Source organism: Ruegeria sp. AL12 (genome assembly GCF_056540885.1).
Map to the genome: position 1 here is coordinate 1008574 of NZ_JBQFXN010000001.1, position 13625 is coordinate 1022198.

16 protein-coding genes and 1 other RNA gene are annotated in these 13625 nt (G+C 57.0%); 13 read left to right on the forward strand and 4 right to left on the reverse strand.

Going from position 1 to position 13625, the window contains the following annotated elements:
- The first annotated feature begins 47 nt into the window (after positions 1 to 47).
- The 9 genes from ACR0C6_RS05105 (at position 48) to ACR0C6_RS05145 (ending at position 6850) form a co-directional block, all read left to right on the forward strand.
- A complete protein-coding gene (locus tag ACR0C6_RS05105) occupies positions 48 to 1448 on the forward strand; it encodes a selenium-binding protein SBP56-related protein (protein ID WP_480618516.1) in 1401 nt (466 codons plus the stop codon).
- 13 nt (positions 1449 to 1461) lie between these two features.
- Positions 1462 to 2115: a hypothetical protein gene (locus tag ACR0C6_RS05110; RefSeq protein WP_172978476.1), complete on the forward strand. Its 654-nt coding sequence runs from the start codon at positions 1462 to 1464 to the stop codon at positions 2113 to 2115.
- Between the two features lie 59 nt (positions 2116 to 2174).
- Positions 2175 to 2825, forward strand: a complete 651-nt coding sequence (locus ACR0C6_RS05115) for a TenA family protein (RefSeq protein WP_480618519.1) — start codon at positions 2175 to 2177, stop codon at positions 2823 to 2825.
- A 17-nt stretch (positions 2826 to 2842) separates the two neighbouring features.
- The gene (locus tag ACR0C6_RS05120) at positions 2843 to 3205 is read left to right on the forward strand and encodes a DUF4345 family protein (RefSeq protein WP_480618520.1); all 363 of its coding nucleotides are present in this window, start codon (positions 2843 to 2845) and stop codon (positions 3203 to 3205) included.
- A 36-nt stretch (positions 3206 to 3241) separates the two neighbouring features.
- Positions 3242 to 3589: a transfer-messenger RNA gene (gene ssrA / locus ACR0C6_RS05125) on the forward strand.
- A gap of 100 nt (positions 3590 to 3689) precedes the next feature.
- On the forward strand, positions 3690 to 4121 hold the full coding sequence (locus tag ACR0C6_RS05130; protein WP_480618522.1) for an ester cyclase: 432 nt from the start codon (positions 3690 to 3692) through the stop codon (positions 4119 to 4121).
- Positions 4122 to 4246: 125 nt separating this feature from the next.
- Positions 4247 to 5065 carry a chromate resistance protein ChrB domain-containing protein gene (locus ACR0C6_RS05135; protein WP_480618524.1) on the forward strand — a complete coding sequence of 273 codons (819 nt, stop codon included), beginning with the start codon at positions 4247 to 4249 and terminating at the stop codon, positions 5063 to 5065.
- Positions 5062 to 6315: a chromate efflux transporter gene (gene chrA / locus ACR0C6_RS05140; protein ID WP_480618526.1), complete on the forward strand. Its 1254-nt coding sequence runs from the start codon at positions 5062 to 5064 to the stop codon at positions 6313 to 6315. The genes ACR0C6_RS05135 and chrA overlap by 4 nt, the downstream gene beginning before the upstream one ends.
- 76 nt (positions 6316 to 6391) lie before the next feature.
- On the forward strand, positions 6392 to 6850 hold the full coding sequence (locus ACR0C6_RS05145) for an SspB family protein (protein ID WP_152457909.1): 459 nt from the start codon (positions 6392 to 6394) through the stop codon (positions 6848 to 6850).
- A 27-nt stretch (positions 6851 to 6877) separates the two neighbouring features.
- Here ACR0C6_RS05145 and ACR0C6_RS05150 read toward each other — a convergent pair whose 3' ends face one another.
- A complete protein-coding gene (locus tag ACR0C6_RS05150; RefSeq protein WP_171328498.1) occupies positions 6878 to 7441 on the reverse strand; it encodes a hypothetical protein in 564 nt (187 codons plus the stop codon).
- A gap of 205 nt (positions 7442 to 7646) precedes the next feature.
- On the opposite strand from ACR0C6_RS05150, the gene fumC reads away from it, so the two are divergent.
- Genes fumC through ACR0C6_RS05170 form a run of 4 tightly spaced genes read left to right on the forward strand, consistent with a single transcriptional unit; the run spans position 7647 to position 10096 of the window.
- Entirely contained in the window at positions 7647 to 9041 is a 1395-nt protein-coding gene (gene fumC / locus ACR0C6_RS05155; protein WP_480618528.1) for a class II fumarate hydratase, read from the forward strand.
- Positions 9041 to 9217: a DUF4169 family protein gene (locus ACR0C6_RS05160; RefSeq protein ID WP_480445058.1), complete on the forward strand. Its 177-nt coding sequence runs from the start codon at positions 9041 to 9043 to the stop codon at positions 9215 to 9217. Before fumC ends, ACR0C6_RS05160 begins: the two co-directional genes overlap by 1 nt.
- Positions 9214 to 9435: a ribbon-helix-helix domain-containing protein gene (locus ACR0C6_RS05165; RefSeq protein WP_152457905.1), complete on the forward strand. Its 222-nt coding sequence runs from the start codon at positions 9214 to 9216 to the stop codon at positions 9433 to 9435. Before ACR0C6_RS05160 ends, ACR0C6_RS05165 begins: the two co-directional genes overlap by 4 nt.
- Before the next feature lie 58 nt (positions 9436 to 9493).
- Positions 9494 to 10096, forward strand: coding sequence for a DNA-3-methyladenine glycosylase I (locus ACR0C6_RS05170; protein WP_480445057.1), 603 nt, complete (start codon positions 9494 to 9496; stop codon positions 10094 to 10096).
- Positions 10097 to 10100: 4 nt separating this feature from the next.
- Here the strand turns inward: ACR0C6_RS05170 and ACR0C6_RS05175 are convergent, their stop codons facing one another.
- The 3 genes from ACR0C6_RS05175 to ACR0C6_RS05185 all read right to left on the reverse strand — a co-directional run bounded on the left by ACR0C6_RS05175 (position 10101) and on the right by ACR0C6_RS05185 (position 13610).
- The gene (locus tag ACR0C6_RS05175) at positions 10101 to 10982 is read right to left on the reverse strand and encodes a fructose bisphosphate aldolase (protein WP_480445056.1); all 882 of its coding nucleotides are present in this window, start codon (positions 10980 to 10982) and stop codon (positions 10101 to 10103) included.
- Positions 10983 to 11055: 73 nt separating this feature from the next.
- Positions 11056 to 12411 carry a cytochrome P450 gene (locus ACR0C6_RS05180; protein WP_480618530.1) on the reverse strand — a complete coding sequence of 452 codons (1356 nt, stop codon included), beginning with the start codon at positions 12409 to 12411 and terminating at the stop codon, positions 11056 to 11058.
- A complete protein-coding gene (locus ACR0C6_RS05185) occupies positions 12408 to 13610 on the reverse strand; it encodes a hypothetical protein (RefSeq protein WP_480618532.1) in 1203 nt (400 codons plus the stop codon). Before ACR0C6_RS05185 ends, ACR0C6_RS05180 begins: the two co-directional genes overlap by 4 nt.
- Positions 13611 to 13625: the final 15 nt, after the last annotated feature.

The window sequence follows — 13625 nt, forward strand, 5'->3', positions numbered from 1 at the left end:
GGAACTCTCAATATGAATTGAAGTTCAATGACTTACGGGAGGACGTTATGAACCAAAGACCGGACCCAAGTTTTTATCCATCCGCGAAACTGGCGATGGAGGGCCCCGCTGAGACGCTTGCATTCACGCTGATGCTCAGCCCTGACTTTTCTCAACCCGACGGGCTGGCGGTTGTGAATGTCGATCCAAGCTCGGACGATTTCGGAAAGATCGTGCATCAGGTGATCATGCCCGAAAAGGGCGACGAATTTCACCATTTTGGCTGGAACGCCTGTTCTTCGTCCCTGTCGCCGCTGAGCGGTCACGCGTTTCTGGAGCGGCGCTATCTGATCATCCCGGGCATCCGGTCCAGCCGGATTTATGTCATTGACGTGAAAAACCCGCTTGAGGCCAAGATTCACAAGATCATCGAACCCGAAGAAGTCTTTGCAAAGACAGGGTATTCCCGTCCGCACACGATCCATTGCGGGCCTGAGGGCATCTATGTCAGCACCCTTGGTGGCGGCGGCCCCGACGGCACAGATGGCCCTCCGGGCATATTCATCATGGATTGCGAGACCTTCGATATCATCGGGCGCTATGAGATCGAGCGCGGCGTGCAGGACAAGCATTATGATTTCTGGTGGAACCTGCCGCGTGACTACATGGTCAGTTCCGAATGGGGGCTGCCGCCGCAATTCGAAAACGGGCTGGTGGCCGAGGATCTGTTGTCCAACAAGTACGGCCACCGGATCCATTTCTGGAACCTTCGGAACCGGACGAATATTCAAACCATCGATCTGGGCGAAAACCATCAGATGGCCCTGGAAATCCGCCCCGCGCATGATCCCGTAAAACAATACGGGTTCTGCGGCGTTGTCGTCGATACGACCAACCTGCAAGGTGCGATCTTCACCTGGTGGCGCAATGATGACGGCACGTTCGAAGCCAAGAAGACCATAACAATCGATCCGCAACCCGCTGATCCTGATGATCTTCCTGACCTTCTGAAGGGCTTCTCAGCCGTTCCGCCGCTGGTTACTGATATCGACCTGAGCCTGGACGACAAGTACCTCTATGTCGCGTGCTGGGGAACCGGCGAGATGCATCAATACGATGTATCCGACCCGATGAACCCAACCCTGGCAGGCAAGGTCGAGATCGGCGGAATCGTCAAAAAGACAAAGCATCCAAATGGTCAAACCTTTGGCTATGGTCCACAGATGGTCGAAATCAGCCGCGACGGCAAACGCGTCTATTGGACCAATTCGCTCTATTCCACGTGGGACGACCAGTTCTACCCCGAGGAAGGTGGTGCGGCCATGGTCAAGGCTGATGTCGGTGAAAATGGTGGTCTGACATTGGATCCGAAGTTCTGGGTAGAGTTTCCTATGGGCTATCGCAGCCACCAGATCCGGTTGGAGGGCGGAGACTGTTCAACCGACAGCTTCTGCTATCCGTCGGTCTGAGTTGGAATTTTTGATGTCATCAACGGCTGGCCTGTGGCTGGCCGTTGTTCTGAGCGGAGCCTATCACGGCCTGAACCCAGGCATGGGCTGGCCACTGGCGGTGTCTTCGGCTTTGATGGAACAACGCCAATCCGCGCTTTGGGGTGCACTCGCGGCTTTGGCTGGCGGGCATTTCGTAGCCATGCTCGGCGTACTTCTTCCTTTTGCCCTGATGGCCGTACTGGTCGATTATCAAAATGAAATCCGCATCGGCGCGGCTCTGGTCGTGATTGGCATGGGCCTGTACATCGCGATAACCCGCCGTCATCCCCGCTTTCTTTCGCGGATCCCGCCAAGCAGGCTCGCGCTGTGGTCTTTTCTTGTGGCGCTTGCCCACGGGGCCGCCCTGATGCTGGTTCCAATCTATCTGGGCCTGTGTGCCGTGGATGAACTGGACGCGGGCCATCAAGCGATTTCTCAGATCATGACCACGAACACCCTTTTGGTTCTGGGCGTCGCCGCGCTGCATACGGCCGCCATGGTTCTGGGTGGCGGTTTTTTGGCCTATGCGGTCTATCGTTGGCTCGGACTGCAATTCCTGTCGCGCAGCTGGTTCAACCTGGAGCTCATCTGGGCCCTGAGCCTCATTCTGGTCGGTGGTCTGGGTCTCTGGTCCGCACTTGGCTGACCTTGTACTTTGTTTTGAAACGCGCTTTGTCTGCATCGAAACAAAACTGGAGCTTCCGAATGCAGGACCAATCCCGCCCAACCGAAGTGCTGCGTCAAGGCAAAATCGACGACTGGACGGCCGCCACAACCCATGCTTTCCCCCGCGAGTTGTCTGACGGCACCCTGCCCGAGAACAAGATGCGATGGTATCTGCAACAGGATTATCAGTTCGTCGACGGTTTCGTGCGTCTTTTGGCCAGCGCCATCGCGCATGCGCCGACCCTTGCTGACAGCGTACCGGCCGCGCAGTTTCTCGCGGTGATCACTGGCCCCGAGAACACCTATTTCCTGCGCGCGATGGACGCTTTGGGCACTGAACCCAGCACCGAGCCCGCGCCCGCCACACGCGCCTTTCAGGATCTGATGGCCGAAGCCGCAGCCTCTGGCCGTTATCAGAACATGCTGGCGGTACTCGTCGTGGCGGAATGGGTTTACCTGAGCTGGGCCAGCCCGGAAAACCCGCCCAAAGACGGCTTGCCGTTCTGGTTTGCGGAATGGATCACGCTACATGCGGGAGAAGGGTTCGAAAGCGTCGTGGAATATCTGCGCAGTCAGCTGGACAACGTCTGGCCGACGCTGGATGCGGCCGAACAGGCCGAGGTCACGCGACTGTTCCATCGCGCTGTCGAACTGGAACGGGATTTCTTTGACGCCGCCTACGCGGCCTGAACCATAAGGGGGCCGGAATGGTCGCAACTGTGAACGTCATCGCGGCATTGCTGACCATCGGGTTCGGCGCATTCGGGTTTCTGGCCCCGGCCCACACCGCGTCGGCCCTGGATCTGGCCCCGACCAACAGCACGATGGGGTTGTCCGAGATGCGCGCCTCGGTCGGTGGTTTGTTTGTTGTGACGGGGATCGCCGTTATCTGGCTGAACAACCCAATGGCCTATGTCATGCTGGGCATTGTCTATTCCGGTGCAGCGCTGGGTCGGTTTGTGTCGGTCGCGCTGGACAATCCCCCCTTGGCCAAGGCGTTGATCTTTGGGGGAATCGAACTGGTTCTGGCCGTCTGGTTGATTGCTGCAAACTTCAACAAAACCACCTAACAGATTGGAAATGTTAAACACGGTTGCGTTCATTCTGAGTTTGCATCCCCCCATCACCTCACCTATATAAGAGTCGTCCTTCGGGACTATGGACATAAATGCGCTCGTAATAAGCGGATCGGACCCGGGGGCGGTACCCGGCGGCTCCACCAACCATCCTTCGTTTGGGGATTTTGGGGCCGAAACAGGATCGACGAACGTCTAAAGGGGTTAGCTTTGTCTCGGTTGTCTGCCACCGTTACCGGCGAAAACAGTACAATTGCAAACGACAATCGTGCTCCGGTTGCAGTTGCTGCGTAAGCAGTAGCAAGACCGAAACTTAAGCCCTTGCGCCTAGCCGCGTAAGGCGGGGTTCGCAGGTACCTGGCAACAGAAACCTGCATTAACCCCCACATGTCTGGTTTTAATTACCCACCCCTAGGCGGATTCAGAGTTTATTCATTCCTTTTTGCCATCTTGCCAGTACTTGGACAGGAGAACTGGGATGACGAATTCAGAGATACTCAGAAAGTGGTACTCCGAAGTTTGGGAAAACGGAAACACCAAAGCAATTGATCAGTTCTTCGCACCCGAAACGATGGCCGAGGGGCTGATTCCGGAAATGCAGGTCGGTGCGGACGATTTCCGGGATCTGGTCATGGCGTTCCGCCATATTCTGGGGGACATCAAGGTCGAATTGCCCAAGATCATCGAAAACGGCGACTGGGTGTCCGCCATTCTGCATGTGCGTACTTTTCGGGCTGACAATGGCGCGCCAATGGAAGTCACCGGCCAGGTCATGGCGCGGTTCAAGGACGAAAAGATGGTTGAAGCCTACAACCATTTTGACTTCATCTCGTTTTTTGAAGAACTGGGCCAGTTTCCATCGGACACCCTGCCCGTATGTATGACCGGGCAACGTCTGGACTGGGCGTGAACCCAAAGCAATCTTGACCCCCATGACCCTTGCGCGCTAGCAAGTGCCATGGGGTAAGATTGCGAACGCCCCGTGAGGCGACAGCCCAAGTTTCGCATGTATCCGCGGTCACAAGGAAACATGCCATGGCATCGCCCAACTCTATTTCTCCCAAACAGCTCCTGCGACTGATCGGTACTCCGAACGCGCCCGTTCTATTCGACGTCTGCCTGAATGACGATTTTGAAGAAGATCCCTATCTGATCCCCGCATCAATCCGGCACCCGGCCGCGGATCTTCGGGGGCTTTCGTGCAAGATCTCCGGCCGTTCAACCGTGATTATCTGTCAGAAAGGCAAAAAGCTGAGCCAGGGCGTTGTCTCCTGGTTGCGCAGCGAAGGGCATCAAGCCGAATATCTGGAAGGTGGAATGCATGCCTGGCGCCACATGGCCGATGATGCACCACGTGTGCCCGCAGCACGCATTCCTGATCGAATTGGTGGCCATACGCTGTGGGTCACGCGTCACCGACCCAAGATCGACAGAATCGCATGTCCCTGGCTGATACGCAGGTTTGTTGATCCCGACGCCAAGTTCCTGTTTGTGGCACCCGGCGAAGTCGAAAGCGTTGCGACTGTTTTCGGGGCGTCACCTTTTGATATCGAGAACACGTTCTGGAGCCACCGAGGGGACAATTGCACGTTTGACACCATGCTGGATGAATTCGGGCTTCACTCCCCTGCACTGGACCGGTTGGCGACAGTCATCCGGGCGGCGGACACGAACCGGCACGCGCTTGCGCCTGAAGCGGCGGGATTGTTGGCGGTGTCCGTCGGGCTTTCAAGGCAGTATCGCGATGACCATGAAAACCTGAAAGCCGGGATGAACCTTTACGACGCGATGTATCGCTGGGCGCGCGATGGATTTGACGAAAGCCATGACTGGCCCGCCGGGCGAACGTCATGACACCGACACTGGCCGAGATTTTCAAGATTTTTGGCAGGATCGGTCTGCTGTCTTTCGGCGGTCCTGCGGCTCAGATCTCCTTGATGCATCAGGAATTGGTCGAACGCCGACCCTGGCTGGATGAACAGACTTACCTGCGCGCCCTGTCTCTGTGCATGTTGCTGCCGGGCCCCGAGGCGATGCAGCTGGCAACCTATGCGGGGTGGCGTCTGCGCGGCGTTGCTGGCGGGCTGATTGCCGGCAGCTTGTTCGTTTTGCCCGGCGCGTTGGTGATTGCGGTTCTGGTCGCGCTCTATTCAGCATTTGGCGATGTCCCCTTGGTGCAATCGGCCTTCACGGGCATCAAGGCAACCGTCATCGTCATCGTTTTGCAGGCGCTCCGCAATCTTTCGCGCAAGGCATTGAATGATCGCGAGCATCGAACAATCGCAATCCTGTCCTTCCTGGCCATTTTTCTGCTGAACCTTCCTTTTCCGGCGATCATATTCGTTGCCGCAGCCTGGGGGTACGTGACCTTCAAAGGACCCGTAGAAACTCCCCCGCGAGAAGGAACACCACATCTGGCGCGGTCTCTGCGAACGATTGCTGTCTGGTTGCCCCTTTGGTTGGGCCCGCTCGTCGCTCTGAGCGTCACAGGCTATCAACTGCTGAGCGATCTGGGGTGGTTCTTTGCCCGACTCGCCGTTGTGACCTTTGGCGGCGCATATGCCGTATTAGCCTATATGACCCAAACGGTTGTCGGTCAGTACCACTGGATCAGCACGGATCAGATGATTGATGGGCTGGGGCTGGCGGAAACGACTCCGGGGCCGCTCATACTTGTCACACAGTTCGTCGCCATGCTGACCGGGCAACTGACCGGCGGGTTCACGCTGGCACTTGCAGCCGGTGCGGTTGCATTGTGGGCGACGTTCGTTCCGTGCTTTCTTTGGATTTTTCTTGCGGCCCCATATCTCGACCGTCTGGCCGCGCGTCCCCGCCTGTCTGCGGCCCTGCATGGAATCACCGCGGCCGTCGTCGGAGTGATTCTCAACCTTTCCGTGTGGTTCGCCCTGAATGTTCTTTTCGAATCGGTGTCTGAAAAATCATGGGGTCCTCTGGCAATCCCCACGCCGCAGATTTCCGCGTTGAATTTTACCGCATTCGGTCTGACTATCCTTGCTGGGGCCTTGATTTTTCGACTGAAATTAGGGATGGGAACCGTGCTTGCCCTGATGTCGATTGCCGGCCTGGCTGCACACAATATCTGATCAATCCGGTCGTACCCGCCCTTTCGTTTCCGAACAAAACCCCTATGCTGAGCATAACCACTTTTGAGGATCACACATGTCGCAAGGCATCGATTATGGAAACCTGATGCACACCGCCATGCGCGGCCTGATCAAAACAGTGCTGAAGGAAGTTTCTGAAACCGGTTTACCCGGGGCGCATCACTTTTTCATCACTTTCGACACACGTGAAGATGGTGTGGAAATCGCCGACTGGCTGCGTGAACGCTATCCCGAAGAAATGACCATCGTCATGCAGCACTGGTTCGAGAACCTCGAAGTTGGTGACCTCGGCTTTGGCATCACTTTGAACTTTGGCGATGCCCCAGAACCGCTGTACGTCCCCTATTCCGCAATCAAGACTTTCGTCGATCCTTCCGTGGAATTCGGCCTTCGCTTCGAAAGCCCGGAAGACGAAATCGAAGAAGATCAGATCATCGAAGACGACATCGAAGTCGAGGAAGAAGAAATACATCACGATGCGGATATCGTGTCGCTGGACAGCTTCCGGAAATGAACCTTCAAACCCCGCCCGGCGCGGGGTTTATCGTTTCATTAGGAAAGTCTCGACCGACCGTGATTTTTGACCATCTATGAATCGTGAAAACGCGAGGTTCAGCCCGCCTTCGGCAAGCGTGCGGTCGAATTGCTGCAACTCATATCCTCCGTCCTCGTCAATGAACAAAGAAAACACGGTCAGCGTTTCGTCGACGATGCGGCCCCATACAAATGGCTCGCCCTTCATCGGGTCCAGCGGGACTTCGTGACCAAAAACATTGCGCTTCATCGCCGCCGAAAACACATCCGGGCGGTCTGACGGAACAAAATCAATCGAGAACTTCTGTTCCTTTACGCGTCCATCCAGCTTGTATGTCGTCGTCCGCCAACTGACGTTGAAACCGTTCTTGGTCTCGACGATGGAAACGCTCATGTCGCGGGGCGTTGTCGTGCCATCCGCGTCCACGACTTCGGCTGAACCGATATAATCTCCTATGAACGGTGTAATGTCTGCCGCGCGAGCCGCTGCGCTCAGAACCGACAGCCACAAAGCGCAAACTGCAAGTATCGCGACTGCTTTTTCAAGCGTAAAGCGATGGAAATTTGGCATTTTGTCCTCCATGGCGTCTATTGCTCCATTGTAGCCCAGAGGTATCGGCAAACAATGCACATTCCCCGCCAATAACGATTAAAGTGACGCACCCCGCGCCTATACCTTTGACGCCCTTAAGTTTAAGGTGCGCGCAACTGGCCGATTGCGTCACGGCGTGGCTGCGGCTAAACGGCATACAACTGCATACCAGACGGAGTGACCGATGTCTCAAACCCGCACAGAATCCGACAGCTTTGGCCCGCTCGAGGTTCCTGCCGACAAGTATTGGGGCGCCCAAACGCAGCGCTCGATCATGAATTTTCCCATCGGCTGGGAAAAACAGCCGGTCGCCGTCGTGCGCGCGCTGGGCGTGATCAAGAAAGCCTGCGCCATGGAAAACAAGGCAACGGGCAAGCTGGACGCAAAGATAGCAGATGCGATCATCCAGGCCGCAGGCGAGGTGATCGAGGGCAAGTTCGACGACAACTTTCCGTTGGTCGTGTGGCAGACGGGTTCCGGCACCCAGTCGAACATGAATGCGAACGAGGTCATCGCCAACCGAGCCATCGAGATTCTGGGCGGCAAGATCGGATCCAAAGACCCGGTACACCCGAATGACCACTGCAACATGGGGCAATCGTCGAACGATACTTTCCCAACCGCCATGCATATCGCAACAGCGATGAGCGTACGCGACGTGCTGCTTCCCGGCCTTGAAAAACTGGCGTCCGGTCTCGAGCAGAAGGCCGAGGAGTTCAAGGACATCATCAAGATCGGCCGAACCCATACGCAGGACGCGACACCGCTGACCTTGGGTCAGGAGTTCAGTGGCTATGCCCACCAGATTCGTCAGGGGATCGCACGCGTGCATGCGGCGATGCCGGGGATTTACGAACTGGCCCAGGGCGGAACGGCCGTTGGCACCGGCCTGAACACCCAGCACGGCTGGGACAAAGCCGTCGCAGGCCATATGGCCCAGATCACCGACCTGCCCTTCGTGACGGCGCCGAACAAGTTCGAGGCGCTGGCCGCCCATGATGCCATGGTCTTCCTTTCGGGCGCTTTGGCGACGATTGCCGGCAGCTGCTACAAGATCGCAAACGACATTCGTTTACTGGGCTCCGGGCCTCGTTCCGGCCTGGGTGAGCTGATTCTGCCGGAAAATGAGCCCGGCTCGTCGATCATGCCCGGCAAGGTAAACCCGACGCAGGCCGAAGCGCTGACGCAGGTCGCCGCGCATGTGATGGGCAACAACGCGGCGATGAATTTCGCCGGATCGCAAGGCCATTTCGAATTGAACGTCTACAATCCGATGATGTCCTACAACCTGCTGCAATCGATCCAGCTGTTGGGGGATGCCACCGACAGCTTTACCGAGCGGATGCTGTTGGGCATCAAAGCGAACGAACCGCGCATCGACAAGCTGATGAAGGAATCGCTGATGCTGGTCACGGCGCTTGCCCCTACCATCGGTTATGACAATGCGACCACCGTTGCGAAAACCGCCCACAAGAACGGTACCACGCTCAAGGAAGAAGCCATCGCGCTGGGCTTTGTGGACGAAGCGACCTTTGATGCCGTCGTCCGTCCCGAACAGATGATCGGCCCAAAAGACTGATGGGCAAGCCGGTCAATCTGAACCGGTATCGAAAGGAAAAAGCGCGGGCCGAAAGAAAGGCCCGCGCTGACCGGAACGCCGTCGCGTTTGGGCGAACAAAAGCTGAAAAAGAAGTCGTGAAGCTTCAACAGAAAAAACAAAAGCGCGACCTCGACGATCATGAGCTGGACGAATGAGCGGCCGTCCCGTCAAACGCTCTCTGACCCTGAAAGGACACCGAACCTCGGTATCACTCGAGGATGAATTCTGGCGTGCTTTTCGCGAGATCGCTCAGGAACAAGGTAAGCCAATCAATGTCTTGGCGGCCGAAATAGATGTGGCCCGCGACCCGGAAACGGGTCTTGCATCGGCCATACGCGTCTTTGTGCTGAACTGGTTCCGCAACCCTGATTGAGACTTGTCACGCCCTCGCCTCGACGTGTAACGTGATTCGGAACAAAAGGGGTACAACCATGAGCGACACCATTACCGGGCCGGATGGGCAGCAAAGATGCGCATGGTGTCAGGCCGCGCCCGAATTCTTTGAATATCACGACAATGAATGGGGCTACCCTGTGGGCGACGACCAACGGTTGTTTGAAAAACTGTGCCTCGAAAGCTTTCAGTCAGGCCTTAGCTGGCGAACGATCCTGAACAAGCGCGAAAACTTCAGGAAAGCCTTTTGCGGGTTTGATTTCAACAGGATGGCGGCGTTTTCCGATGCAGATGTGGAACGGCTGCTACAGGATTCCGGGATCATCCGTCATCGCGGCAAGATTGAAGCGGTGATCAACAATGCGCGTTGCGCGCAGGATCTTGTGGCGGCCGAAGGATCTCTGGCGGCCTATGTCTGGCGTTACGAGGCTGAGACGCCTCCGCCTCCGCAAACGGCGTCCACATCGCCCGAGTCCGTGGCCATGTCGAAAGATCTCAAGAAACGGGGATGGAAGTTTGTGGGCCCTACAACCGTGTTTGCGTTCATGCAGGCCATGGGGCTGGTCAATGATCATGCCGAGACCTGCATCGGCAGAAAAAAAGCGGCACATTTGCGCCGCTCTTTCGTCAAACCTGTCTGACGGATCAGACCGAGGCTTTGTAAATCTTGTCGATGTTGGCACCCAGCGCCGCGTTGAATTCGGCATCTGACTGCTGCTTCAACAGACCTTCGGTCAAGGCCCGCGAGAAGGATGCAATCATCTTGCCATTCCGGCCCAGCAGATCACAGGCTTCTTCCGTCGAATAACCGCCCGACAGGGCCACAACGCGCAAGACCCGCGGGTGGTCGGCCAGCGCGTCATACAGGTTTGCCTGTGTCGGGATCGTCAGCTTCAGCATCACGTCCTGCCCCTCGGCCAGTTGATCGAGGTTCTTGAGGATTTCAGCCTTCAGGATGTCTTCCGCCTCGGCCTTGGTTGCCGAATGGATGTTCACTTCAGGTTCCACGATCGGAACCATACCGGCATCGGTGACTTCGCGGGCGACGTCGAACTGTTGGGCAACCACCGCCGCGATGCCATCGGCATTCGCTTCGTGAATGACCGAGCGTTCCTTGGTGCCGAACACACCATCGGCCTTGGCCAGGGTCTCGGCCAGACCGGGGATCGGTTTCATCATCTGAACGCCATTTGCCTGTTCTTCCAAGCCTTTGTCGATCTTCAGGAAAGGAACGATACCTTTGACCGACCACAGGTAGTCGGCAACCTTGCGGCCTTCGATCTCTTCGCCCAAGGTACGTTCGAACAGAATTGCGCCAATCACTTTGTCCTTTGTGAAATCGTCAGCCAGAATGATGCGGGCACGCATCTTCTGGATTTCACCGAACATCTCTTCCTCCGAGCTGTAGTCGGATGCCTCGACACCATACAACGCAAGCGCTTTCGGGGTTGATCCGCCGCTTTGATCCAGTGCCGCGATAAAGCCCGTGCCGTTGATCATCTGCGCGCGCTGTTCTGCTTTGGACATATTGTTTTCCTGTTCAATGATGATTCCGATGTTCTTCCCCGCATACAACAGGGCGTGAACCGATGGTAGGTTGTTAGCGCTCAACCAGGCGTAACCATATGCCATCTTTGGATCGAACCGTCAGGTGAGCGACCGGAACGGGTGTTTTTCCCGGGATTGTTTCGAACCGAAAGCGGCGCAAGAGCATCGACAGGATCAGCGGCCCTTCGACCATTGCAAACCCGGCCCCGGTGCACACTCGGGGGCCTGCTGAGAACGGGATGTAAGCGTCGCGCTGGCACCGCTTGCCGTTTTCCGTGCCCCAACGGTTTGGATCAAAACCGTCCGGATCGTCCCACAAACGCGCCTGACGGTGCAAATGCCACGGGCTGATCACGATCTGCGCGCCAACCGGCACATCCCGGTTACGGAACCTTTCAGGGCACGTGGTCTCGCGGACCATCATGGGCACCGGAGGATAAAGGCGCAGCGCTTCGCGGAACACATCCCGGCTGATCCGGAGTTTTGAAACAGAGGCAAATGAAGGATCATCCAGAACAGCGGCCTCCTCTGCAACCTTCTGCTGCCATTCCGGATAAAGCGCCATCAGGTACAGCGTCCAGGCCAAGGCTGACGCGCTGGTCTCATGCCCGGCAAGAAAAAAGATCGCCACCTGGTCAACCATCTCCTCGGGGTCGAAGAACTGCCCGGTTTCGGGATCAGCCGTCGTCATGATCTTGGTCGCAAGATCATCAGGTGCCGTTCCGTCCTTGATGGCCATTGCGCGTGTTCTGGTCAGTTCGGCAATCAGCGCCCTGATATCCCGCGCGTTTTGTTTGGTCGCCCCGGAATGAAACCGGGGCAGCCACTTTGGCAAGGGAACAAAAGCCGCCAGATTCAGCAAAGGTTGCGCGCGTTGATAGGCCCGGAACTTTTCGAACACCTGACTGGCGATAGCGTTGTCGATAGGAACGGAAAACAGGGTGCGAAATATCACGTCCGCCGCCGCATGGCTTGTCTGTTCTTCGAATTCGAGTTCCCCTCCGACATGAGGCCGCAGCCGTTCCACACACGCCTCGGCGGCGGCCAGCATGGCCGGGAATGTATCCTTCAGACGTCCCCCTTCGAACGCGGGATCGATAATCCGCCGCTGTCGTTTCCAGGCCTCGCCATTGGTCAGAAACACCGAATTGCCAAGCAACGGGCGCAGGCCTTCGCTGATCCTGCCGGATTTGGGGAATTCGTCAGCCCGTTTCTTGAGGACCGTTTGAACCAAATCCGGTTGATTGATCAGGAACGACCGGAAGAACGGGGTTTTGAATTCTGCCATCCACGCGCGATACAGCCGGGCTGGCTGCGCCGACAGCAGGTCATGTCTGAACAGTTTCACATAGCGCAGCAACGAAACCTTCTCGGGGCGCGGGTCTGGCTTGGGCGGCGTTATGGTCATGGCTGTACCGAGGTGAACTTGGAAACAGGCGTCTCGATGCGGCTGCGCGAAGCCTCACGATCCGCAAACCTTTGCCCCAGCGTCAACGGGCCAGCCGTTATCCGGAAATAATCATAGCTTTCCGGCTTGTCGAAGGCGCAAAGGTACTGAAAATGAAGGCGAAAAAAACGCCATCGCAGAGCTTTCCAGCGTTCCGGAGACAAGGTTTGCGAAAAAGCCGCCGACAGGACCAGCGGCCAGCGTTTATCAGCATCGGCCACCCCCGTGACCGCAACCGGATCGCAAAGCGCAAAGGCGCAGCCATCACCGGGGGCCGAGACATCGATCCAGCTGAGCTCGGACCGCGTGGACAGGAAATGCAGATCGGACCGCAAATCGTGTGCCTGGGGCAGAAACGAGACCATGGGAACCACCTGTCCCAAACTGAGAAACGACAGCACCGCGCCTTGCTCGTGCACTTTCGTTTTTCGGACCAGCTCGGCCAGAACAGACACCCCCAGATGCGCGCCCGAGCTGTGGCCAACGACCAGCACCTCATCCACATCGGAATTCAACGCGTCTTGGATCGCTTCACGAAACGAAGACAACCTTTCCCGCAGCTCGACCGGCATTTGCCCGCTCAACTGCGCTGAATAGGCGTAATCATGCATCAGGTAATACGCAAACAGCCGGTTATCGACCTTGCGAAACCACAGCAGTAACGCGACGGCGATGGCCGCTCCGGGGAATACCCCCCACCAACCAGCCATGGCTATGCATGCCCATGCCAACGCAAGCGCGATCAGCAGCTGAGACACCAACATCGCCACTGGATACAACGCAGCGATCACCGGGCCCTTGCGCAATCGCATCAGACGCCACAACGTACCGGTTGATGTGTAAATCCACGCCGTGCGGGCCAATTGCCAATAGGTCGCCGGGATCGAGACCGACATGCTGTCGCGCACGATGTCGGACCACACCAGAACCTCGAATTCCGTTTCAACAGTCAACCCATCTTGTTCCGAGGTCACACGCCACCCAAAACGCCCGTCCGTTGTCTTTTGGGATATGGCGATCTCGTACCCCGAGATCCGGGCCTGCTTCTGCGATTCACTGCGATATAGCTCGCGATATCGCCGGGGCGGCATCGGATCATAGCCGGGTATATAGAACACCCGACGTCTGCGCACCTGCGGCTGATTTGTGTGACTGCTCATGCCCTTACCTTCTGA

Excerpts from the sequence above, each read along its gene's own strand:
- ACR0C6_RS05150 (WP_171328498.1), bottom strand. The coding sequence starts at position 7,441 with ATGCCAAATTTCCATCGCTTTACGCTTGAAAAAGCAGTCGCGATACTT.
- ACR0C6_RS05115 (WP_480618519.1), top strand. The coding sequence starts at position 2,175 with ATGCAGGACCAATCCCGCCCAACCGAAGTGCTGCGTCAAGGCAAAATC.
- ACR0C6_RS05180 (WP_480618530.1), bottom strand. The coding sequence starts at position 12,411 with ATGACCATAACGCCGCCCAAGCCAGACCCGCGCCCCGAGAAGGTTTCG.
- ACR0C6_RS05130 (WP_480618522.1), top strand. The coding sequence starts at position 3,690 with ATGACGAATTCAGAGATACTCAGAAAGTGGTACTCCGAAGTTTGGGAA.
- ACR0C6_RS05170 (WP_480445057.1), top strand. The coding sequence starts at position 9,494 with ATGAGCGACACCATTACCGGGCCGGATGGGCAGCAAAGATGCGCATGG.
- fumC (WP_480618528.1), top strand. The coding sequence starts at position 7,647 with ATGTCTCAAACCCGCACAGAATCCGACAGCTTTGGCCCGCTCGAGGTT.
- chrA (WP_480618526.1), top strand. The coding sequence starts at position 5,062 with ATGACACCGACACTGGCCGAGATTTTCAAGATTTTTGGCAGGATCGGT.
- ACR0C6_RS05185 (WP_480618532.1), bottom strand. The coding sequence starts at position 13,610 with ATGAGCAGTCACACAAATCAGCCGCAGGTGCGCAGACGTCGGGTGTTC.
- ACR0C6_RS05120 (WP_480618520.1), top strand. The coding sequence starts at position 2,843 with ATGGTCGCAACTGTGAACGTCATCGCGGCATTGCTGACCATCGGGTTC.
- ACR0C6_RS05165 (WP_152457905.1), top strand. The coding sequence starts at position 9,214 with ATGAGCGGCCGTCCCGTCAAACGCTCTCTGACCCTGAAAGGACACCGA.
- ACR0C6_RS05145 (WP_152457909.1), top strand. The coding sequence starts at position 6,392 with ATGTCGCAAGGCATCGATTATGGAAACCTGATGCACACCGCCATGCGC.
- ACR0C6_RS05105 (WP_480618516.1), top strand. The coding sequence starts at position 48 with ATGAACCAAAGACCGGACCCAAGTTTTTATCCATCCGCGAAACTGGCG.
- ACR0C6_RS05110 (WP_172978476.1), top strand. The coding sequence starts at position 1,462 with ATGTCATCAACGGCTGGCCTGTGGCTGGCCGTTGTTCTGAGCGGAGCC.
- ACR0C6_RS05160 (WP_480445058.1), top strand. The coding sequence starts at position 9,041 with ATGGGCAAGCCGGTCAATCTGAACCGGTATCGAAAGGAAAAAGCGCGG.
- ACR0C6_RS05175 (WP_480445056.1), bottom strand. The coding sequence starts at position 10,982 with ATGTCCAAAGCAGAACAGCGCGCGCAGATGATCAACGGCACGGGCTTT.
- ACR0C6_RS05135 (WP_480618524.1), top strand. The coding sequence starts at position 4,247 with ATGGCATCGCCCAACTCTATTTCTCCCAAACAGCTCCTGCGACTGATC.